This is a genomic window from Variovorax brevis, from assembly GCF_030317105.1.
GTDB classification, from domain to species: domain Bacteria; phylum Pseudomonadota; class Gammaproteobacteria; order Burkholderiales; family Burkholderiaceae_C; genus Variovorax; species Variovorax brevis.
Genome location: NZ_JASZYG010000005.1, coordinates 330,565 through 351,875 on the forward strand (window position 1 = coordinate 330,565; position 21,311 = coordinate 351,875).

Here is a 21,311-nt window from a genome sequence, read left to right on the forward strand (position 1 = left end):
ACGTGTCATTGCACGTCAGGCGATGCTTCTCGCCTGGCCTTCCCAATAGGGCTTGCGCAACTCGTTCTTGAGGATCTTTCCGGCCGCCGACAGCGGCAGCGGGTCCTTGCGGAAATTGAAGGAGCGTGGGCGCTTGTAGCCCGCGATCAGTTCCGCGCAATGGGCCGAAAGCGCTTCCTCGTCGATCTCCTGGCCGTCACGAAGGCGCACCTCGGCATGCACCGCCTCGCCCCACTTTTCGTGCGGAATGCCGATGACCGCGCATTCGAGCACCGCGGGGTGGCGCGACAGCGCGTTCTCGACTTCGGCCGAGTACACGTTCTCGCCGCCCGAGACGATCATGTCCTTCATGCGGTCGACGATGAAGACGAAGCCGTCGTCGTCCATGCAGGCGGCGTCGCCGCTGCGCAGCCAGCCATCAACGATGGCGGCGCGCGTTTGCTCGGGCTTGTTCCAGTAGCCCAGCATCACGGTCGATCCGCGTGCCGCGATTTCGCCGACGGTGCCGCGCGGCACTTCGTTCATCTCGTCGTCAACGATGCGGATGTCCACGCCGATGCTGGCGCGGCCGGCCGAGCGCAGCAGGCGCGCGTTGGCGCCTTCGACGACATGGAATTCGGGGCGCAGCACCACCACGCCGCCAGACATTTCCGTCTGACCATAGCCCTGGTACAGCTGGACGTTCGGAAGGCTCTTCATCACGCGGCGCAGCAGCGCCTCGGAGATCGGCGCCGCGCCGTAGATCATCTTGCGCAGCGAGCTCACGTCGGTGGGCACGGCCTGCAGGTAGCGGTCGATGAAGTCGATCATCGTCGGCACCATCAGCGTCATGTTCACCTTTTCCCCGGCGATCATGTTGCAGATGAGCGCCGGGTCGAAGCGCGGGGCAATCACCTGCGTGGCACCGGCCGAGGTGTAGCTGAACATCGAGCTCAGCGCGGCCAGGTGGAACATCGGCGCCACGTGCAGGAAGACCGTGTCCTGCTCGTACGGGCATTCGAGCGCGAAGCTCATGGGCGCCAGCGCCAGGTTGTTGTGCGACAGCATGACGCCCTTCGGGAAGCCCGTAGTGCCGCCGGTGTACATGATGGCGGCCATGGCGTCGCCTTCGCTCGCGCGGTCGGCGAGCGGCGCGTTGTCGGCGATCAGCGATTCGTAGGACACGAGGTCGGCCTGTGCGTCATCGCCCATGTAGATGGTGCGGCGCGCGTCGACGCCGGGCAGCTTGCGCGCCATCTCGACGAAGTCCTGGTCGACCATGAAGAGCGTCGGCACGCTGTCTTGCAGGGCGTAGGCGTGCTCGGCCGGCGCCCAGCGCGTGTTGGCCGGAACGACCACGCAGCCGGCCCACAGCACGGCAAAGACGCTCTCGATGTAGCGGTCGCTGTTGGAGGCCAGGATCATCACGCGCTCGCCGGGTTGCAGGCCCATGGCGGCGATGCCACCGGCCAGGCGCGCAACGCGGTTGGCGGTTTCGGACCAGGTACGGCGGCGCTCGCCATACACGGTGGAAGTGCGGCGCGGGGTGATTTGCGCCGAGCGGCGCAGGGATTGGGTGAGTTGCATGATTTGTCTCCGTCGTTGTCAAAAAAATAGTCGTCAGTTACCCAGCGCGTCCGCCACGCCGTAGACCTCGAAGCGGGCCTGTACTTCGGCGATGTTGTGGCTGAGGATGGCCAGGTCGTAGGTGGTGCCGTCGCGGTCTTTCACGTGGTCGCGCAAAACCGCTTCAGCGCGAAAGCCCAGCTCTTCGAACACGGCGATGGCCGAGCGCTGGTCGACCGTCATCTGCACGTACAGCTTCTCCAGGCCCAGGCCCAGCGCGAGCGCGAAGCACTCCTGGATCAGCAGGCGGCCCAGGCCGCGGCCGCGCCATTCGGGCGAGGTCATCACGCGCAGTTCGGCCACGTGGCGCGACCAGGAGTGCGGGTCGGTCACGATGGCGGTGCAGCCGATGAGTTCGCCGTTGGAACGCGCGGCCAGGCTGGTGATGTTGCCGGCCGAAATCGAATCGAGCCAGGCGGTCACCACCTTCGGATGGCTCAGGTCGCGCCGCACGAACAGCAGGTCGTGTGTCGGCAGCTTCTGGATGAAGGCCGCGATTGCCGCGCCGTCCTGTGGCTTGAGCAGCTCGATGTCGACGTTCGCGTTGCCGAGCAGGTGCTTGCGCGGAAAGGCGCGGGGGTTGTCACGGGGAGTGGTGGTGTCGTTCATTCGGATCTCTTTCCAAGCCATTGATCGAGTGCGGGCCACATGCGCTTGACCGCATTGGGACCGGCCACCAGGCTGACGTGTCCGCCTGGCAACTGGATTTCTTCCTTGTCCTGCGAGCTCGCCTGCGCCACCAGAGGCGCGGCGCATTCGGGTGGCACGAGGTGGTCGTACTTCGCGGTCACGTGCAGCAGCGGCACGCGGATGTTGTGGATGTCCACGGTGCGCCCGCCCACGCGCAACGTGTTGTCGTTGAGGCTGTTCTTCCAGACCAGTTGCTTGACGGTCTGGCGCAGGTACTCGCCGGGCAGCGGCAGCGTCTCGGCGCCGAAGCGGTCCATCATGCGGTAGCCCTTGACGTACTGGTCGTTCCACATGTTGTCCCACAGGCGCACCTGCGCGGCGACGCGGCTGGTGGGGCGATGCGCCTCGAAGGCGCCCATCACCACCTGCGAGGGCACGTTGCCCAGCGTGTCGACAAGGCGGTCGATGTCGAAGTGGCGCTTGTCGGCCAGCGACTGGAACAGGGTCATCTTCGACCAGTCGATCGGCGTGGTGAAGCACACCAGGTTCTTGATCGGGCCTTCGGGATGCAGCGCCGCGTAGATGGTCGCGAGCACGCCACCCATGCAGTAGCCGACCAGCGTCACGTCCTCTTCGCCGGAGCGCTCCTGCACGCGGCGGATGCACTCCGGAATGAAGTCTAGCGTGTAGTCCTCGAACTTCAGGCGCTTCTCGTCGGGCGTGGGCGCGTCCCAGTCCATCACGTAGACGTCGTAGCCGCGCTTGAGCAGGAACTCGATCAGGCTCTGGCCCGGTGCGAGGTCGAAGATGTAGCTCTTGTTGGTGGTCGCCATCACCAGCAGCAGCGGCACCCGATAGACCTCGGTGCTTTGCGGGTGGTAGTGGTACAGGCCCAGCGTGCCCTTGCGGTACATCAGGCTGCGCGGCGTGGTGCCGACGGCGGGGGCGGGGGAGCCCAGGTATTCGAGGCCCTTGAAGCTGCGCTGGATGGCGCGGTCGACCTCGGTGCGCAGGCGCTGCGTGAGGGACTTGTCTTCAGTCTTGACGGCTGCGTTCATGCCTCACCCCTTGCGCTTCGCTGCGACGGCGCGCCTGGCCACTTTTGCAGGAGGAGCTTTCGCGCTGGCGCTGGCGGAAGCCGCCTTCGCCTCGGCGGGTGCGGCAGGTTGAATCGCCACCGGCGCTTCCGGCGCCCGCTTGGTACGCGCGGGCCGATGCGCCGGCGCGGGCGGCGGCAGCAGCATGTCGAGCTTGTCCTCGATGCGGCGCAGGCTCGAGGCCAGCGCTTCCACTTCGCTGCGGCTCGGCAGGCCCAGCCGTTCGTACAGGCGGGCCATGTTCTTGTCGAACAGGTGGTGCGTGCCGAGCCCTGCGCGCAGGACGATCGCGAGCGCCTGCGAGAACCGCTCGGACTCCATGTTGCGCGTGGCAAAACCGTTGATGCCGCCTTCGAGGCGGTCGATGGCCTCGCGCCACATCGCCAGTGGGTCGAGGAGTTGCTTGGGGCTCATGTGGATCTTTCCTTTGATGGCCGCCGATCGCGTGCGTCGCGTTGCGGCGAGGATTCATGGGGCTTGCGCACTTGGGCGCATTGCAGGCTGGTGGCGTGCGGCCAGGTCTGGCGCGCTTCGAGCTCGTGGCCATGCGCGACGACGCTCTGGCGCAGCAAGGCACCCGGCACGAAGCGCGAGTCGAGCAGACGGCGCGCGGCGTCGTCCGTCCTGGCCGAGAGGCGGCCCAGCAGCGTCAGCCAGACGCGCTCGGCAGTGGCCCAGCCGGTCAACGAGGTCACGACCAGCTCGGTCACCGGCTTGAATGGCGCGGCCAGTGCGCTGACCGGGCCATCGGCAATCTCGACCGTGCAGTCCTTCGCGGGCTCGCCGCGGAAGGCGTGGCCCAGTGCCTTGGCGATGCGATGCAGCGCGTCGCGTCCGCCGTTGATCACCGAATCGAAATTGAGAAAGCCGTGGATCTGGCCCGGGTAGTGCAACAGTTGCACCGGCACATCGGCGGCCCGCAGGCGTGTGGTGTAGTCCAGGCCGTCGTCGCGGATCGGGTCGAAGCCGGCACTCACCACGAGTGCGGGCGGCAGGCCCTTCAGGTCGGGCTGGCGGCGCGGGGAGAGCCACGGGTCTTGCGGATTGGCCAGTTCGCCGACGTGCGCCATGACGCCGCGCAGCAAGCGCTCGGTGATGAGGTAGCCGTTCGCGTTCTCTGTCAGCGAGGGGAATTCCTCCACCAGGTCGGTGGCCGGGTAAACGAGCACCTGAAGGGCCAGCCTGGGGCCGTTGTGGCGTGTGACGTGCTGCGCCACGGCGGCGCAAATGTTGCCACCTGCCGAATCGCCGCCGATGGCCAGGCGGCTCGTGTCGATGCCCAGCGTGGCGCCGAACTGCGCAACCCATTCGAGGGCTTCGAGGAAGTCTTCGCGGCAGGCGGTCAGCGGATGTTCGGGCGCGAGCCGGTAGCGCACCGCAATGACCACGCAATCAGTGGCCAGCGCAATGCTGCGGCAGATCGAATCGGCGGAGTCGAGCCCGCCCACGATGAAGCCGCCGCCATGGCACCACAGGAAGGCGGGGCGCAGCGCCTTCGAAGGCCCTGCGGAAAAGATCCGCAGTTCGATCGGGCCGCCAGGGCCGGCGATGGTGCGCTGCGTCACCTCGGCCACGTGCGGACGCCGGCCCATCGCCAATGCCATGAGGCGCCACAGCTTGCGCTGCGTGGCCACCGGGCGATCGGTGAGTTGCCCCGGCGCCAGGTTGACCCAGCGCAGGAAGGCGCGGACTTCGCGGTCCGGCTTGCTCGAGCGCAAGGTCAGCGGCATGCCGCGCGTGGCGAGGCGGTTCGATTCGTTGTTCATGGAAGGCTTGCGGGGGGTGGGGGTCTTCATGCGGGCAGGATGCGCAGGCTTGCGCCGCGCCTCTCCCCCCGAGGCGGGGGGAGGGGCAAATCCGGCTTTACAGACTCTGAAGATCAGGGCTCGATGCGCTTCATCTTCGACGTGTCCATGCGCACCATGCCGAAGGCCATGCCGTAGAGCAGGTTGCCCTGGCTGTCGACCTTCACCGGCGCGTACATGCCGTTGAAGATGGGGTTGGTGCCGCCGCGGATGGCCATCACCGTCTTGCCGGTGTCCAGGTCCATGCCGATGTGGTGGCGGTCACCCCAGCGGCCGGCAAAGTAGCCGTCGACGATGGCCATGTTGCTGCCACCGCTGATCATGGGCACCACAGAGATGGACGACACATCGGTGCGCGACCATTGCTGGGTCCAGGCGTGCTTGCTGTTGTCCCACTTGAAGCCGGCCGCGCCGAGCGGGCCGGGGCGCGTGGCGCCGTTGACCAGGTTGACGTAGTAGCTGTCGCGGCTGAGCTGCGGCTCTTCCCTGGTCAGGATGTTGTTGACCACGAAAGCCTTGTCGCCGTAGATGGCGACCGACTGCTCCGACTGCACGATGTCCTGGCCCGCGCCCATGTCGACTTCGATCTGGTCGGCGACGCGGGGCGACTGCGTGCCGGGCTTTTGCTTCCAGCCGGCAGGAATGCCGTCGCGCCAGAACGACACGAGGCGCATTTTTTTCGCACCGTCGGTGATGACGACCAGCTTGTCGTCGTTGGGGCCGAAACCCATCAGCGTCGGCGTGGAGCCGGTGCCGTCGCCGATCTTCGGCGGGGGCATCTGGATGCCGCGGTCGTACTTCGCGGCCCATGCGCCGCTGGCCTCGTCGTCGTGGATCTTGCCATTGGCATCGACCACCAAGCGGTACATGGTGGTGTTGGAGGCCACGTACACCGCGCCGCCATTGGCCTCGGGGCCGGTGGCGAAGCTGTTCATGAACTGTTCGTCGGCGCCGGCGGTGGTGTAGACATCGATGACCTCGAGCGTCTCGCGGTTCAGCGTGATGACCTTGCCGCCCAGCGTGTTGACGACCAGGAAGCCGTTGAAGCTCATGCCCATGCCGAAGGACATGTCGCCGGGCAAGTGAGTCTTGGAGCGGGCGCGTTCGTTGTCGAACAACGAGGCGGGCAGGGTGGTGAAGCGCGCCGGCTTCATGCCGGATGCGGGGTTCTTCGGGTCTTGCTGGTCGATGCGGAACACCTGGCGGCCGTTGCAGCCGATGAAGGCATCGTCACGCGTCAGCACCGCGTACACGGCGCCGTTGGCGATCTGGTCGGCCGATGCCGACGACGCGCGGTTGGGCTGCGACTTCAGGTAGTCGAGCAGGCCCTTCTCGTCCTTGGCCTCGATGAACTTCTGCACCGCTGCGGCCTGTGCGCGGCGCTCTTCGACGCTGACGGGCGCGTAGTTGGGCAGCTTGACCGGGATGTCGCTGCGTGCGATCTCGACCAGCTTGCCGCCTTCGCTCTTCATCTTGCGCAGGCCATAGCCCGACCACCAGAACTGCAGCTCCTGGCCGGCGACGGTGTCGGTCATCGAAGGCAGGCCGACCGACTCGTTGGGCATCAGTTGCACCGATTCGGGCGTGACCTCGAAGAAGCCGCGCGGCACGGCGATGTCGGTGCTGTCGGAAGCGGCATCGTCCCAGTGCGTCTGGTTGTTGTACGACTGCGCCAGGAAGGGGTTGTGCTGCTGGGCGAGGGGCTTGGCGGCGTAGGCCGACACGGTGGCGAGGGCTGCGACGGCAATGGCCGATGCAAGGCGGAACGAGGGCTTCACGAGAGATCCTTTTTTCGTTGGATGGGTTGCGATGAGGGGCGCAACCACGTCTCGATGCCGATGTCTCCAGCCGGGCGAAGATTGCGTACCGGTATGGTCGTGCGCGGGCGCAAGAACGGCCCCACCCCGAGTGGGTGGAGGCGGCGATGCGGCTTGCCCGGCCTTTTGTTGTTACAGGTTGTTGGCGCCGTGTGGCGCTGGGTTCTGTGCCGTGGAGACGGCTTCAGCGCGTCCGCGCGGAGGGCGGCGTCACCACGCCTTGTCGTCGCCCTTCAGGGCACGCAGCGCGAGCAGGAAGGTGGCCGCATTCCAGCTCTGGCCCGCCATGCCCATGGGCACCAGGCTTCGGCCGTGGAACCACTCCGTGAAGCGCCAGTCATCGAGCGCGTTCACGCGGGCGAGCTTCGTGAGTTCGGACCAGGCCATCCCGTGCATGCCCAGCCGCGCAAGCGCCATCACCCAGAAGCCACCGACGAAAGGCCAGATGCCGCCGTTGTGGTACTGGTGCATGATGTTCTGCTGATGCCGCGCCATGTAGGGCCGCCACAGCGCGTGCTGGCGCGACAGGGGATGCAGCACCACGCGCACGGGCCAGGGTTCGCCCGCATGCGCCGCGATGACGGTGTCGACGATGCGGCGAGCCATGTCCCCGTCGGCCAGGGCGCACTGGATGGCCAGCACGTTGCCGAACACATCGCCTTCGTCGCCAACGACCGAGAGGTTGACGAAGCTCAGGTACAGGCCCGGATCGCGCCGGCCGCGGCGCGCATAGTGCTGAAGCAAGCGCGCCCGGTGGTATTCGGGCAGGTCACGCTGGAAGGGATTGAACAGGTGGTTGAAGTGCTCGTGCGTGGCCTCGGCGTGCGCCATCGCAAAGCGGCGCTTGACCTCGTGCCAGAGGGCGTTGGTGTACAGCACGTAGCCCGAGCGCGGCATGATGTCGGCCCAGTCGCTGGCCTCGTTTTGCTGCAGCAGCCGGAAGTGCTGGTGCTCCTGTGCCAGCAGCCAGTCGATGGCGCGCGCCACCTCGCGGCTCCAGTGTGAAGCACCCACGCTGCCGTGGCGGCGCACGTGGTCGACCGCGATCAGCCACCACAAGGTCGCGTCGATGCAGCCCAGGTACCAGAAGTCGGCATCGCGTCCCTCGGGATCGACGTACTTCGGGATCTGGCCGTTGGCTGCTTGCTGCGCGGCAAGCGCGTCGAGGCTGGCCACCGCACCCAGTTCGAGGGCGGGAACCCCGCTGCCGCACATGGCCATGACGCAGATGGCGGCGTCGCGCCCGAAGATGCGCGTGTAGCGGCGCGCCACGGCCGCTTCAGTGGGGCTGGCCGCCAGGATGCCGTGCGGGGTCAGGTTCGCCTGCAAGAGGTCGAGCGAGGCTTTCGAGCAGGACTCGATCATGGCAAGCGAAGGGGCATCGGGGGTCATATGGTCTTGGCTCAAGGGTTTCTCGCGGGCAACTCAGCAGAAGTCATATTGGTCCGGCACGAAATCCGGTCCAAAATCAAAGCGGTGTCCTCTCTTCGGGCACGGAAGCATGTTCCTGACTATGGTGGATCCGGCCGAATTCATGGACACGCAGTTCCTGGTGCCTTGCAAATATTGCGCAAGGCTGTTGCAGGAAGGGGAGCGGTATTGCCGATTTTGTGGAAAGGACCAGTTGGCTGCCGATGCCCCGGATGATGCCGTCACCGTGCCCATGAGGCCCCAGCGCCCTGTGGCGGACGACGCCGATGCGCCGACCGTCCTGATGTTCGAAAACGTGGTGCTGCCGCAGGAAGAGGAACGCCCGCCTCCGCATCGGCCCCTCGTTACCACGCACGTGGCACCCAGTGAGTTCGGGCCCGAATCCGACTTCGGCCCTGTGCACCCCGAGGGGTTGCAGCTCAAGACGCTGCCCGCGTCCAGCGGCAATGGTGGGCCTGACCGATGGGCACGCAACCCACGAACGGCCTATCGCCTGGTGATCGGCCTTGTGGTAGTGATGATGATCGTGCTGGTGCTTGCGCTGGTGCATGACCTCTACCTCGAAAAGCAGATCGAAGCCACCAAGCTGCGGGAGTTCAGGGCGACCGTCGAGCAGATGCAGGGCGCCTTGAGTCGCGGTGACCTGGACACGGCGCAGCGCGCGCTGGGTGTGCTGGATACGCATTACGACGAGGTTCCGGGTGTTCAGGAACTCAGGGCGGCCTTCGATCGCCAGGTGCAATTGCAGGCGCAATTGCAGGCCCAGTCCCAGGCGCAAGGCAAGGGGTCGCCGCCCACGGTGACGGCCGCGGCGACGCCGCCGGAACGTGCGATGACACCTGCACCCAAGCCTGTGCCTACGCCCGCACCCGCGCGTGCTGCGCAGGCACCTGTGCAAGCGCCAGCGCCGACGCCTGCGCCGACGCCGACGCCGACGCCAGCACCTGCTCCGGCGCCTGCACCTGCACCGACGCCAGCACCTGCTCCGGCGCCTGCACCTGCACCCAAGCCGGTACCGACACCAGCCCCAGCGCCGACGCCAGCACCGACCCCGACGCCAGCACCAACGCCTGCACCAGCAGCAGTGCCTAAGCCAGCGCCGGCACCAGCACCAACCCAGGCATCGACCCCGACGCCAGCACCAACGCCAACGCCAACGCCAACGCCAACGCCAACGCCAACGCCAACGCCAACGCCAACGCCAACGCCAACGCCGACGCCGACGCCGACGCCGACGCCGACGCCGACGCCGACGCCGACGCCGACGCCGACGCCTGCACCAGCAGCAGTGCCTAAGCCAGCGCTGGCACCAGCACCAACTCAGGCATCGACACCAACACCGGCACCAGCACCGACGCCGGCGCCCACGCCGGTGCCGGCACCTACACCCAAACCGATACCAACGCCGGCGCCAGCACCGACACCAGCACCAGCACCAGCACCAGCACCAGCACCAGCACCAGCACCAGCACCAGCACCAGCACCAGCACCAACTCAGACACCCCCACCAGCGCCCGCGCCGAAACCCGCACCCACGCCGGCACCCGCACCAGCACAACCGCAACAAGCCGCCCCAAATCGCCCCTTGGACGACGCGGCCGCGACCGCAGCTGCCAAGGCACTCGGCCTCATCGAACCCGCCAAGCCGCCGGCATCCGCGCCAGCACCCGCTTCCCCTGCAGCGCCGGCAGCACCGGCAGCACCGGCAGCGGCCACCCCAGCACCACCGAAGGACACATCGCAGCCGCAGCAAAAAGAGTGCAGTCCAGCGCTTGCCGCACTTGCGTTGTGTCCCAAGTGAGGCACAGCATCCATCACGATCCACAAACCAACTAGAGGAGAGCCAGCATGCGAATCAGATCCACACTGTCCGGGTTGCTTTTACTCATGGCCGCAGCCGTGCTACCAGCCATCGCGCAGACGCCCCGGGCGGAGTACAAGATCGTCACCGCATCTCCCAGCGGCACCTACATCCAGATCGGCCGTGATCTGGCCAAGTGGGTGGCGGACCCTGCTGGCATCGACCTCGAAGTGCTGGACTCCAAGGGCTCGGCGGAAAACGTCAACCGCATGCGCTTCGAGCCGGGCGTCAAGTTCGCGCTGGTGCAGTCCGACGTCTTCCAGGCCTTTCTGGACGAGGCCAAGGGCGGCAACGCGGAGGCGGGCAACATCATCCGGCCGCTGCGCCTGATCATGCCGCTCTACGACGAGGAGATCTACTTCGTGGCCCGAGCCGACTCGCCGATGGAATCCATCCACGAGATCAAGGGCAAGAAGCTGGGCGTCGGCGCACTGGGCAGCGGCACCGCGCTCACGTCCCGCACGCTCTATCAACTGATGTTCGGTGAGCCCATCGCGCCGGAAAACGCCCAATACCTCACCAACGAAGATGCGCTCGTCAAGCTCACCGTCGACAAGACCATCGACGTGGCCATCATCGTGGCCGGGCAGCCCGCCAAGCTGTTCACGGACATGCAGCCGGATGCGCGCAAGTTCATCAAGATCCTGAAGCTCGACGAAAAAGCACCCGAGACCGTGCGGGCCAGGAAGACCTACTTTCCCGCGACGATCCGCGCCTCCAGCTACTCGGCTTGGCTCACGAACGACATTCCCACGTGGACCGTCAAGGCCTACCTGGTGACCTATGACTACGGCCTGCAGACCACGGTCGGCTACCTCAACCGCTTTGCCGACTCCTTGTGCACCAACTTCGACAAGCTGCAGGCCAACGGCCATCCCAAGTGGAAGCAGGTGAAGCTGGAGTTGCCGGCCTTGGGCCAGGGCTGGCGCTACTACGGGCCGATGGAAAAACGCCTGCGCGCCTGCATCGCCACCCACACGGCCGCGGCCACGACCGCGTCCTCACCGGCCAGGGGAAAGGCGCCGCCGCGACCGTGCACGGAGCAGGAGTTGGTGCTCGCCATCTGCAGGCGCTGAAGTGGCCGTTGGGCAGCGTTGGGCGGGACGGAGAGTCGGCGCTTGGGTCACATTCTGACTACAAATGTCGACTAATCCCGGATTTGATTAGGGTATTCCCTAGGTTGCCTGTTACAATCGAGGCAACCTAAAGGAGTACTTACCATGACCAAACTGTTCAAGCTCGTCAAAGACCTTCTCTCGATGGACCAGATCCTGCAAGCGCGCGACGAGGCGTACCTTGCTGAAGCCGCAGACACTTTCGAACTCGAGCGCCGCATGCGTGAGATCGAACGCGGCGGCAACCGTCGCTTCGCCTGATCCCCTCGGGGACGGCGCCTTTGCCCTGCGCGCGTCGTCGCATTTTCCGGTCGACAGACCGTCAGTTGCGCATCGTCAAACGACTGCACAACACCTTCGCACAACGTCAAATGTCAGACCATAATCCGGCCCACAGCGCAAGCTGCGGGCCGTTTTCGTTGTTCTTCAGGTCAGGCATTTTTCATTGATTGTTAAGGCTCATTTGCAAACATCGCCCCATCTTGAATTTTTCCGGGCGAAGCAATGGCGGCGTTCGATGGACGCCATGTCAGAACAAGTCTCCAGCGCCTCGGCGCCCCGGTCCAGCACGTTGACAGCTGAGGCCCCGGGCCCAGCGGCAAGATCCATCGCGCAGTCCGTCTGGCTCGCGGGGATCTTTGTGCTGTTCTCCCTGGTGTGGTTTGCGAGCCTTGGCGCGCGCTCGCTCATCACGCCGGACGAGGGGCGCTATTCGTCGCTGTCCCTGGGCATGCTGCAAAGCGGCGACTGGATCACGCCGCGGCTCAATGGCGTCCTCTATTTCGAGAAGCCGGCCCTTCAGTACTGGCTCGGTGCCCTGAGCTTCAAGCTGTTCGGCGTCACGGAATTCGCGGCGCGCCTGTGGCCTGGGCTGGCGGGCTATCTCACGGTGCTGGTGGTCGGCTACACGGCGTATCGACTGTGGGGGCGCGAAGCGGGCATTCGGGCGCTGGCGATTTGCGCGTCGATGACCTGGATCATCGGCAACAGCCACTTTCTCACCCTTGACGCGGGGCTGGCCTTTTTCCTGACGCTCGCACTGTGCGGCTTGCTGCTGTCGGGCACGGCCAGCGGAAGCGTTCGGCGCAACTGGATCTGGCTCGCGTGGGCAGCCATGGCCGGCGCGGTGCTGTCCAAGGGCTTGGTCGGCCTCGTGATTCCGGGCGCCGCGCTGGTGCTGGTGAGCCTCTGGCGGCGCGATGTCGGGTTGTGGCGGGGCATGCACTGGTGGTCGGGCGGACTGATCTTCCTCGTGCTCGCGGCGCCGTGGTTCGTGGCGGTGTCGCTGCGCAACCCGGGCTTTGCGGACTTCTTCTTCATCCACGAGCACTTCACGCGCTTTCTCTCCACGGAGCACCGCCGCGAAGGCGCGTGGTGGTACTTCGGGCCGATGTTGCTGGCCGGCATGCTGCCGTGGACGAGTGCACTGCCCTGGCTGTTCCACAGGAGCGGCCCCGAGGCCCCCGTCGCTGCGGGCAGCATCACGGCGCGCCAGGCGCTGATCGTGTGGGCGGGCTTTGTGCTGGTCTTTTTCAGCATGTCGGGCTCCAAGCTGCCTTCGTACATTCTTCCCATGTTCCCGCCGCTGGCCTTGCTGCTGGCGCTGCGCTTGCGCGACGTGGCGCCGTCCACGCTGCGCTGGCACCTGCTGGTGCCCACGCTGCTGTGGTTCGTGGCGCTGGTCCTCTCGACGCAGGCACACCGGTTTGCGTCGGGCAACACGCCGGTCGCGGTGCTGGGGCCGCTCGAATCCGCCTTGCGCAGCGGCGCGGCGCTCTTCCTGGCGGGGGCCGCCCTTGCATGGTGGCTGCTCGGAAGGCGCAGGACGACGGCGGCGATCCTCAGCGTGGCGATGACGCAGTTTCTTGCGTGCACGCTGGTGATGGCGTCGCACGACAGCTTCGGCCAACTCAAGAGCGCGGCCCCTTTCGCGAAAGTGCTCAGGCCGCTGCTCGCTGCCGACACGCCCGTGTTCTCCGTTCGGGACTATGACCAGACCCTGCCTTTCTACCTGGGCCGCAACGTCGCCCTGGTGGACTACGAAGATGAGTTCAAGTTCGGGCAATCACAGGAAGCCGATCGCTGGATGAGCCTCGAAGAATTCGTCACGCGTTGGCGTGCCCTGCCGCAAGCGGCGGCCTACATGGGCAGGCCCCTGTTCACCGAGCTTGACGGGCGCGGCCTTCCCATGCGCGTGCTGTTCCAGGACGCCCGGCGTGTCGTGGTGATGAAGCGATGAAAGCGCTCGATTTCATCTGGATCCTGGCCGGCGTGCTGCTCAATGCCGCGGCGCAACTGATGCTGAAGGCCGGTGCGTCCAGCGTGGGCCACATCTCGATGGATGCCGGGGCTTCGGCGCTGTGGCGGACCTCGCTGGGGCTCGCGCAGCATCCCGGAATCATTGGCGGCCTGGTGTGCTACGTGTTCAGCGTGGTGGTGTGGATCGTGGCGCTGTCGCGCGTCGACGTGAGCATCGCCTACCCCATGCTGTCCATCGGCTACGTGGTCAATGCGCTCCTGGCGTGGTGGCTGTTCGGCGAGGCCGTCAACGCGCAGCGCTGGATCGGCATTGGCGTGATCATCATCGGCGTGGTGCTGGTGGCGCGCAGCGGGAACAACGCATGAGCTTTCTTCCTTTTACCCGTCCTTCCATCGACGAGCAAACGATTGCCGAAGTGGCCGACGTGCTGCGCTCGGGCTGGATCACCACCGGCCCCCGGTGCCAGGCACTGGAGGCCGCGCTGTCGCAACGCCTTGGCGGCCGGCCGGTGCGGCTGGTCAACTCGGGCACGGCCTCGCTCGAACTCGCCTTGCGCCTTTGCGGCATCGGCCCGGGCGACGAGGTCATTACCACGCCCTTGAGCTGGGTCGCCACGGCCAACGTGGTGCTCGCCGTGGGCGCCACGCCGGTGTTCGTGGATGCCGAATACGCGACGCGCAACATCGACCTCGACCGCGTCGAAGCCGCCATCACGCCGCGCACGCGCGCCATCATTCCAGTCGATCTTGCGGGCCTGCCGGTGGACCGCGACCGCCTGTATGCATTGGCCGGGCAGCACAAGCTGCGCGTGATCGAGGACGCGGCCCAATCCTTCGGCGCGCATTGGAACGGCCGCGAGATCGGCAGCTTTGGCGACCTGGTGTCCTTCAGCTTTCACGCCAACAAGAACTTCACGACGGCCGAGGGCGGATGCCTGGTGTTGAACGACGAGCAGGAGGCGCTGCGCTTCGAGCGGCTTCGCCTGCAAGGCGTCATCCGGCTGCCCGATGGCGGCATGGAAGTGCAGGCGTGGGGCGGCAAGGCCAACCTCACCGACATTGCGGCGGCCATCGGCCTGGGCCAGCTGCGGCAGGTCGACGACTTCAGCGCACGCCGGCGCGTGTTGGTGCAGCGCTACTTCGCCCTGTGGGACCACGCCCTCGACATGGAGTTGCCGCCCGCTGACAACGCGGGCCACGGCAACTGGCATATGTTCCAGCCATTGCTCGGGCGCAAGCTTGCGTCGCGCCGGGGTGAATTCATCGCCGCCATGCGCTCCCTGGGCGTGGGTATCGGCGTGCACTACCCCGCCATGCACCTGTTCTCGCTCTTCCAGAAGCTCGGCCATGCGGCCGGCGATTTTCCCGTGGCCGAGGACATCGGGCGCCGCACCGTGACGCTGCCGCTGTTCCCCGCCATGGCCGACGCCGATGTGGACCGCGTGTGCGCCGCCTTGGGGGTGGCGCTGGCCCAACTGAAGGAATCTCAGGCATGACGATGCACGAAGCGATTGAATTCGTGGACCCGCTGGACGTGCCAGCCCCGGTGTCGCTGAGTGTGGTGATCCCCGTCTACAACGAAGAAGAGGGGCTTGCGGCATTGTTCGCGCGGCTCTACCCGGCGCTCGATGCGCTGAACATCGCCTACGAGATCGTCTTCATCGACGACGGCAGCCGCGACCGCTCCGCCGCGCTCATGGCGGCCCAGTTCGAGCTGCGCCCCGATGTCACGCGCGTGATCCTCCTGAACGGCAACTTCGGCCAGCACCGCGCCATCCTGGCGGGCTTCGAGCATTGCCAAGGGGAGCGCATCCTCACGCTCGACGCCGACCTGCAGAACCCGCCGGAAGACATCCACATCCTGCTCGAAGCCATGGACAAGGGGCACGACTGCGTGGGCACCATCCGGCGAAACCGGCAGGACGTGGCGTGGCGACGCGTGGCCTCGCGCCTGATGAACCGGCTGCGCCATCGCATGACCGGCATCGAGATGACGGACCACGGCTCCATGATGCGCGCCTACAGCCGCAACGTGGTGCACCTCATCAACCAGTGCAACGAGATGAACACCTTCATCCCGGCGCTGGCCTACCAGTTCTCGAAGAACCCGACCGAAGTCGTGGTGGAGCATGAGGCAAGGCACGCGGGCGTGTCCAAGTATTCGCTCTACAGCCTGATCCGGCTCAACTTCGACCTGGTGACGGGCTTCTCGCTGGTGCCGCTGCAGGCGTTCTCGATGCTGGGCATCGTGGTGTCCTTGCTCTCGGGGCTGCTGTTCGTGATCCTGCTGCTGCGCCGTTTGGTGCTGGGGCCGGAGCAGGGCGGCGTGTTCACGCTGTTTGCCTTGCAATTCCTGCTCATCGGCCTCGCGCTGTTCGGCATTGGCCTGCTCGGCGAGTACGTCGGTCGCATCTACCAGGAGGTGAGGGCGCGTCCGCGCTACGTCATCAACGCGATCCTGGAGCGCAAGCGATGAGCAATGCAGCACGCCGTGCGCCGCGAGCGATCGTCTTTGCGTACCACGACGTGGGTGTACGCTGCCTGCGCGCGGTGCTCGACGCCGGCATCGACGTGGCGCTGGTGGTCACGCACGCCGACGCACCGGATGAGACCATCTGGTTCGCCAGCGTGGCGCAGGTTGCGCAGGCGCATGGTCTGCGGTGCGTGATGCCGGACGACCCGCACGACCAGGCGCTGCTCGACGCCGCCCGCGCGCTCGAGCCTGACTTCCTGTTCTCGTTCTACTACCGCAAGATGCTCGGGCGTGAATGGATCGACTTGCCCTCGCGCGGCGCGTTCAACATGCATGGCTCGCTGTTGCCGAAGTACCGCGGCCGGGCGCCCGTGAACTGGGCCGTGATCCACGGCGAACGCGAGACCGGCGCCACGCTGCACCGCATGAACGAGAAGCCGGACAACGGCTCCATCGTGGACCAGTGCGCCGTGCCCATCCTGGCGGACGACACCGCGCACGATGTGTTCGGCAAGGTCACGGTGGCGGCGGAAATCGTCATGGTGCGCAGCCTGCCGCGGCTCATCGACGGCACGGCGGTGGAGCGCGCGCAAGACCTGTCCCAAGGCCGCTACTTCGGCGGGCGCAAGCCGGAGGACGGACGCATTCCCGGCGATGCGAATGCAGGGCAGATTCACGACCTGGTTCGTGCATTGGCGCCGCCGTATCCCTGCGCGTTCGTGCACATCGCGGGTCAACGCGTCCTGATCGAGAGGACGCGCCGCGAGGCCATGCCGCCCGAAGCCCCGGGGCAGGGCTTGCGCATGCTCGTCGATGCGCAAGGCATGTGGCTCATGGCCGCGGATGGCAGCGGCGTGCGGGTACTCGGCGCGCGGGTGACCGGCGCGCGCTGCGGCGATGCCGGGCATGCCCTCGACGCACACGAATTCGAAACCCGATTCGGCGCCCGCTGCATCGAGGTCGACGGCTGACGCACTTCAACGACAGAACGCCATGCTCAAAGTCCTCATCCTGGGTGTCAACGGCTTCATCGGCCACCACCTCACGCGCCACATCATCGAAAACACCGACTGGGAAGTGCATGGCATGGACATGCAGTCGGACCGCGTTGCACCGTGGATGGACAACCCGCGCTTTCGCTTCTTCGAGGGCGACATCACGATCAACAAGGAGTGGATCGAATACCACGTGAAGAAGTGCGACGTGGTGCTGCCGCTGGTGGCCATCGCCACGCCGGCCACCTATGTGCGCGAGCCGCTGCGCGTGTTCGAACTGGACTTCGAGGCCAACCTGCCCATCGTGCGCCAGTGCCTGCGCTACCGCAAGCGGGTGGTGTTCCCCTCGACCAGCGAGGTCTACGGCATGTGCGGCGACGAGTCTTTCGACCCCGAGGCCTCCAATCTGGTCTACGGACCCATCAACAAGCCGCGCTGGATCTACGCCTGCGCCAAGCAGTTGATGGACCGCGTGATTCACGCCTACGGACAGCAGGAGGGGCTGCGCTACACGCTGTTTCGCCCGTTCAACTGGATCGGACCGGGCCTGGACAGCCTGCACGCGCCCAAGGAAGGATCGAGCCGCGTCATCACGCAGTTTCTTGGGCACATCGTGCGCGGCGAGCCCATTCAGCTGGTGGACGGCGGGAACCAGCGCCGCACCTTCACCCACGTGGACGATGGCGTTTCGGCGCTCGTGAAAATCATCGCGAACGAAGGCGGCGTGGCGGATTCAAAGATCTACAACATCGGCAACCCCGCCAACAATCATTCGATCCGCGAGGTGGCGCAAATGATGCTCGACATGGCCAAGCAGCAACCCGGCTACCGCGAGGCGGCGCAGGCCGTCCGGCTCGTCGACATTGCGTCGTCGGACTACTACGGCCAGGGCTACCAGGATGTGGTGCATCGCGTGCCTGACATCCGCGCCACCATGGCAGACCTCGGGTGGAAGCCCGGGGTTGGCATGGCGCAAGCCTTGCAGGCGCTGTTCGACTACTACCACGACGAGGCGGCGGCGGCCATCGACCTGAGGGCCTGAGACGCATGGCGCGCATTGCACTGAAGGTCGATGTCGACACCTGGCGAGGCACGCGCGAAGGTGTGCCGGCGCTGGTGAAGGCGCTGGCCGATGCCGGGGCCGGCGCGACCTTCCTGTTCAGCTTCGGGCCCGACCACACGGGGCGTGCCATTTTTCGCGCACTGCGGCCGGGCTTTCTCGACAAGGTGTCGCGCACGTCGGTGGTGGAGCACTACGGCGTACGCACGCTCCTGTACGGCACCTTGCTGCCCGGTCCGGACATCGGCCGGCGCGAGCGCCAAACGCTGCGCAGCGTGCGCGACGCCGGCTTCGAGGTGGGCGTGCATTGCTGGGACCATGTGCGCTGGCAAGACGGCCTGGCAGGCAAGGACGACGCATGGGCCTTGCGCGAGATGCGCCGCGCGACCGAGCGACACCAGGAAGTGTTCGGCGACCCGCCCACGGTGCATGGCGCCGCGGGTTGGCAGTTCAACGACGGTGCGGCGCGGGCCGAAGCGCTGCTGGGCATCGAATACGCGTCCGACACGCGCGGCGGCGCGCCCTTCGTGCCGGTGTCGGCGGACGGCAGCGTCATCGGCCCGCCGCAATACCCGACCACGCTGCCGACGCTCGACGAGCGCATCGGCGTGGGCGACATCACGCCCGGCAACGTGCATGAAGGCCTGCTGGCGCTCACGCAGGACACGATGCGCAATCAGGTCTACACGCTGCATGCGGAGCTGGAAGGCATGAGGCTGCTGCCCGTGATGCAGCGGCTTCTTGCAGGCTGGCGCGCGCAGGGCCACACGCTGGTGTCCTTGGGCGACCTGCACAAGGCGCACCGCGGTGCGAGCTTTCCGCGCAGGCGCATCGCGCAAGGCAGCGTGGAAGGTCGATCGGGGCTGCTGGCGGTGTAGGCGTCATCCTTTGCGCGGGTGGCACAAAGGCAGGCCCGGCCAAGCCCGGGCGCTGCGCCACCAGTCGGGCCTGACGGTGGCGGGTCAACGATTGCCGGAACGCATCAAGCCAGTTCGCTTCGCCTTGGCAAATCCGCACCACGGCGTGAACAGGTGATGGCGGCGGCACCGCCGGCGAACTGCAAAGCCGCCCGCAACTGCTCGTTGTCCAGCGACGCCACTGCAGCGCCCGACAGGCAGTCGTGCTCGGCCAGCCAAGTCAACAGGGCGGCCTGGAAGGTGTCGCCTGCGCCCACGGTGTCGATCACCGGCAACGCCACCGCCGGCACCGTGGCGGACGCCGATTTCGTCCACGCGACCGCACCCTCGCCGCCCCGCGTGACCACAACGAGGCGCACGCCTTGCGCCAACGCATCGTCGGCAAACTGCTTCATCGACGTGCCGGGCAGGAGCAGGCCCAGGTCTTCGTCGCTGATCTTGAGCAGGTGCGTGCGCGGCAGCATCCACTGCAGCATGTCGCGCCAGCGCGCCAGGTCGGGCTCGACGTTCAGGCGGATGTTGGGGTCGTAGCAGATGAGCGCGCGCGACTGCTCGCGCTCCACCAAGGCCCGCAGCGTGGACGCAATGGGTTCGACCACCGTGGCATAGGAGCCGATCTGCACCGCGCTGATCTTGTCGGGCAGGGTGGCGAGCGCCGCCAGGGCCAGGAGCCGGTCGGCGCAGCCTTCGCCGTAGAAGGAATACGAGGGCACGCCCCTGGCGTCCAGCCCGACCAGTCCGAGCGTGGTCGGCGCATCGACCAGCGAGACCGTGTCGGTGCCCACGCCTTCCTCACGCAGCGTCTTCATCAAGCGCTCGCCCAGGAAGCCGCGCGACACCGACGAGAAGAAGCACGCGGGCTGCCCAAGACGCGCCAGGCCCATGGCCACGTTGAAAGGCGATCCGCCCACGCGCGCGTCGAGCGCCATGCCGGTGGCCGTTTCGCCGGCTGCAAACACATCCATCAGGGCCTCGCCGCATACGACAAACATCTTGTTCTCCGGTTCATTCAGGGGTTGGGGCGGCACGGACTTGCGCCATCGTTGGGACGCGAGCATGGACCTGTCGAGGCTAGGTGAAAACCCCGGGAAACTACCTAATAAATCTAATTGATTTAGTTAGTCGGGGCGCCCACAATCCGTCCACGCCGACACGGTCAGCCCGGAACGGCGAAGGCACCCAGACCCACCACCCGCGCCAACCGAGCGCTCAACACACACGGAGACTCCTCATGCTGAAGAACCCGACCCGCATCGCTCTCGCCATCACCACCGGCCTGTGCGCCGCGGGCATCTCCTTCGCGGCCGACCAGCCGGTGATCGGCCTCATCACGAAGACGGAAACGAATCCGTTCTTCGTCAAGATGAAGGAAGGTGCCGATGCGGCAGCCAAAGCCCAAGGCGCGAAGCTCCTCAGCGCGGCGGGCAAATCGGACGGCGACAACGCGGGCCAGGTCACGGCCATCGAGAACATGATTGCCGGCGGCGCCAAGACCATCCTGATCACGCCCAACGACTCGAAGGCCATCGTGCCGACGATCAAGAAGGCGCAGGCACAGGGCGTGATGTTCATCGCGCTCGACAGCCCCACCGACCCGGCCGATGCGGCTGACGCGCTTTTTGCCACCAACAACTACACGGCTGGCGAACTCATCGGCAAGTACGCCAAGGTCGCAATGGCCGGCAAGCCCGCCAAGATCGCGACGCTCGACCTGTTCCCCGGCCATCCCGTGGGAGCCCAGCGTCACAACGGCTTCATGTCGGGCTTTGGGCTGAAGGCGAACGACTCCAAGAGCAACGAACTTTCCAAGGCACCGGAAGTCGTGTGCAGCGCCGACAGCTTCGGCGATCCGGCCAAGGGCCAGACCGCGATGGAGAACTGCCTGCAGAAGAATCCGGACATCAACCTCGTCTACACCATCAACGAGCCAGCCGCATTGGGCGCGTACCAAGCGCTGAAGGCGGCAGGCAAGGAAAAGGGCGTGATCATCGTCTCGGTCGACGGCGGCTGCGCCGGCGTCAAGAACGTGAAGGCCGGCGTCATTGCGGCCACCTCGCAGCAATACCCACTGAAGATGGCATCGATGGGCGTCGAGGCCGGCTTGGCCTATGCCAAGAACGGCACCAAGGCCAAGGGCTACACCGACACCGGCGTCACGCTGATCACCGACAAGCCGATGGCCGGCGTCGACAGCAAGGACACCAAGGTCGGCACCGACCTGTGCTGGGGCAACAAGTAAGCGGGAC

At 66.4% G+C, this 21,311-nt stretch carries 21 protein-coding genes; 10 read left to right on the forward strand and 11 right to left on the reverse strand.

What is annotated here, in order from left to right:
• Window positions 1–15: 15 nt before the first annotated feature.
• The 10 genes from QTI66_RS17955 to QTI66_RS18000 all read right to left on the reverse strand — a co-directional run bounded on the left by QTI66_RS17955 (window position 16) and on the right by QTI66_RS18000 (window position 9,962).
• Window positions 16–1,566: a long-chain-fatty-acid--CoA ligase gene (locus QTI66_RS17955; RefSeq protein ID WP_286561190.1), complete on the reverse strand. Its 1,551-nt coding sequence runs from the start codon at window positions 1,564–1,566 to the stop codon at window positions 16–18.
• Between the two features lie 33 nt (window positions 1,567–1,599).
• Window positions 1,600–2,214 (reverse strand): GNAT family N-acetyltransferase, encoded by a 615-nt coding sequence (locus QTI66_RS17960; protein ID WP_286561191.1) that lies wholly within the window; start codon window positions 2,212–2,214, stop codon window positions 1,600–1,602.
• Complete coding sequence (locus tag QTI66_RS17965) at window positions 2,211–3,293, reverse strand: alpha/beta fold hydrolase (RefSeq protein WP_286561192.1); 1,083 nt, start codon at window positions 3,291–3,293, stop codon at window positions 2,211–2,213. Before QTI66_RS17965 ends, QTI66_RS17960 begins: the two co-directional genes overlap by 4 nt.
• Window positions 3,294–3,296: 3 nt before the next feature.
• Complete coding sequence (locus QTI66_RS17970) at window positions 3,297–3,746, reverse strand: hypothetical protein (RefSeq protein WP_286561193.1); 450 nt, start codon at window positions 3,744–3,746, stop codon at window positions 3,297–3,299.
• Window positions 3,743–5,128, reverse strand: coding sequence for an alpha/beta hydrolase (locus tag QTI66_RS17975; protein WP_286561194.1), 1,386 nt, complete (start codon window positions 5,126–5,128; stop codon window positions 3,743–3,745). The genes QTI66_RS17970 and QTI66_RS17975 overlap by 4 nt, the downstream gene beginning before the upstream one ends.
• 83 nt (window positions 5,129–5,211) lie before the next feature.
• Complete coding sequence (locus tag QTI66_RS17980) at window positions 5,212–6,915, reverse strand: hypothetical protein (protein ID WP_286561195.1); 1,704 nt, start codon at window positions 6,913–6,915, stop codon at window positions 5,212–5,214.
• 249 nt (window positions 6,916–7,164) lie between these two features.
• Window positions 7,165–8,346: an amylo-alpha-1,6-glucosidase gene (locus tag QTI66_RS17985; protein ID WP_286561506.1), complete on the reverse strand. Its 1,182-nt coding sequence runs from the start codon at window positions 8,344–8,346 to the stop codon at window positions 7,165–7,167.
• 76 nt (window positions 8,347–8,422) lie between these two features.
• Window positions 8,423–9,163: a hypothetical protein gene (locus QTI66_RS17990; protein ID WP_286561197.1), complete on the reverse strand. Its 741-nt coding sequence runs from the start codon at window positions 9,161–9,163 to the stop codon at window positions 8,423–8,425.
• Window positions 9,164–9,242: 79 nt separating this feature from the next.
• On the reverse strand, window positions 9,243–9,461 hold the full coding sequence (locus QTI66_RS17995) for a hypothetical protein (RefSeq protein ID WP_286561199.1): 219 nt from the start codon (window positions 9,459–9,461) through the stop codon (window positions 9,243–9,245).
• Window positions 9,462–9,767: 306 nt separating this feature from the next.
• Window positions 9,768–9,962, reverse strand: a complete 195-nt coding sequence (locus QTI66_RS18000; protein ID WP_286561200.1) for a hypothetical protein — start codon at window positions 9,960–9,962, stop codon at window positions 9,768–9,770.
• Between the two features lie 271 nt (window positions 9,963–10,233).
• Here QTI66_RS18000 and QTI66_RS18005 point away from each other — a divergent pair, with 271 nt between their 5' ends.
• The 9 genes from QTI66_RS18005 to QTI66_RS18045 all read left to right on the forward strand — a co-directional run bounded on the left by QTI66_RS18005 (window position 10,234) and on the right by QTI66_RS18045 (window position 19,026).
• Entirely contained in the window at window positions 10,234–11,322 is a 1,089-nt protein-coding gene (locus QTI66_RS18005; RefSeq protein ID WP_286561201.1) for a TAXI family TRAP transporter solute-binding subunit, read from the forward strand.
• Between the two features lie 144 nt (window positions 11,323–11,466).
• Complete coding sequence (locus tag QTI66_RS18010; protein ID WP_286561202.1) at window positions 11,467–11,622, forward strand: DUF3563 family protein; 156 nt, start codon at window positions 11,467–11,469, stop codon at window positions 11,620–11,622.
• 265 nt (window positions 11,623–11,887) lie between these two features.
• Window positions 11,888–13,600 carry a glycosyltransferase family 39 protein gene (locus QTI66_RS18015; protein WP_286561203.1) on the forward strand — a complete coding sequence of 571 codons (1,713 nt, stop codon included), beginning with the start codon at window positions 11,888–11,890 and terminating at the stop codon, window positions 13,598–13,600.
• Window positions 13,597–13,986 (forward strand): SMR family transporter, encoded by a 390-nt coding sequence (locus QTI66_RS18020; RefSeq protein WP_286561204.1) that lies wholly within the window; start codon window positions 13,597–13,599, stop codon window positions 13,984–13,986. The genes QTI66_RS18015 and QTI66_RS18020 overlap by 4 nt, the downstream gene beginning before the upstream one ends.
• Window positions 13,983–15,116, forward strand: coding sequence for a DegT/DnrJ/EryC1/StrS family aminotransferase (locus QTI66_RS18025; protein ID WP_286561205.1), 1,134 nt, complete (start codon window positions 13,983–13,985; stop codon window positions 15,114–15,116). Before QTI66_RS18020 ends, QTI66_RS18025 begins: the two co-directional genes overlap by 4 nt.
• 2 nt (window positions 15,117–15,118) lie before the next feature.
• Complete coding sequence (locus QTI66_RS18030; RefSeq protein ID WP_286561507.1) at window positions 15,119–16,096, forward strand: glycosyltransferase; 978 nt, start codon at window positions 15,119–15,121, stop codon at window positions 16,094–16,096.
• On the forward strand, window positions 16,093–17,064 hold the full coding sequence (locus QTI66_RS18035; RefSeq protein WP_286561206.1) for a formyltransferase: 972 nt from the start codon (window positions 16,093–16,095) through the stop codon (window positions 17,062–17,064). The genes QTI66_RS18030 and QTI66_RS18035 overlap by 4 nt, the downstream gene beginning before the upstream one ends.
• A 22-nt stretch (window positions 17,065–17,086) precedes the next feature.
• Entirely contained in the window at window positions 17,087–18,130 is a 1,044-nt protein-coding gene (locus tag QTI66_RS18040; protein WP_286561207.1) for a bifunctional UDP-4-keto-pentose/UDP-xylose synthase, read from the forward strand.
• 5 nt (window positions 18,131–18,135) lie between these two features.
• Complete coding sequence (locus QTI66_RS18045; protein ID WP_286561208.1) at window positions 18,136–19,026, forward strand: polysaccharide deacetylase family protein; 891 nt, start codon at window positions 18,136–18,138, stop codon at window positions 19,024–19,026.
• A gap of 104 nt (window positions 19,027–19,130) precedes the next feature.
• Here the strand turns inward: QTI66_RS18045 and QTI66_RS18050 are convergent, their stop codons facing one another.
• A complete protein-coding gene (locus QTI66_RS18050) occupies window positions 19,131–20,123 on the reverse strand; it encodes a carbohydrate kinase family protein (protein ID WP_353506204.1) in 993 nt (330 codons plus the stop codon).
• A gap of 173 nt (window positions 20,124–20,296) precedes the next feature.
• On the opposite strand from QTI66_RS18050, the gene QTI66_RS18055 reads away from it, so the two are divergent.
• On the forward strand, window positions 20,297–21,304 hold the full coding sequence (locus QTI66_RS18055; RefSeq protein WP_286561209.1) for a sugar ABC transporter substrate-binding protein: 1,008 nt from the start codon (window positions 20,297–20,299) through the stop codon (window positions 21,302–21,304).
• The last annotated feature ends 7 nt before the right edge of the window (window positions 21,305–21,311 follow it).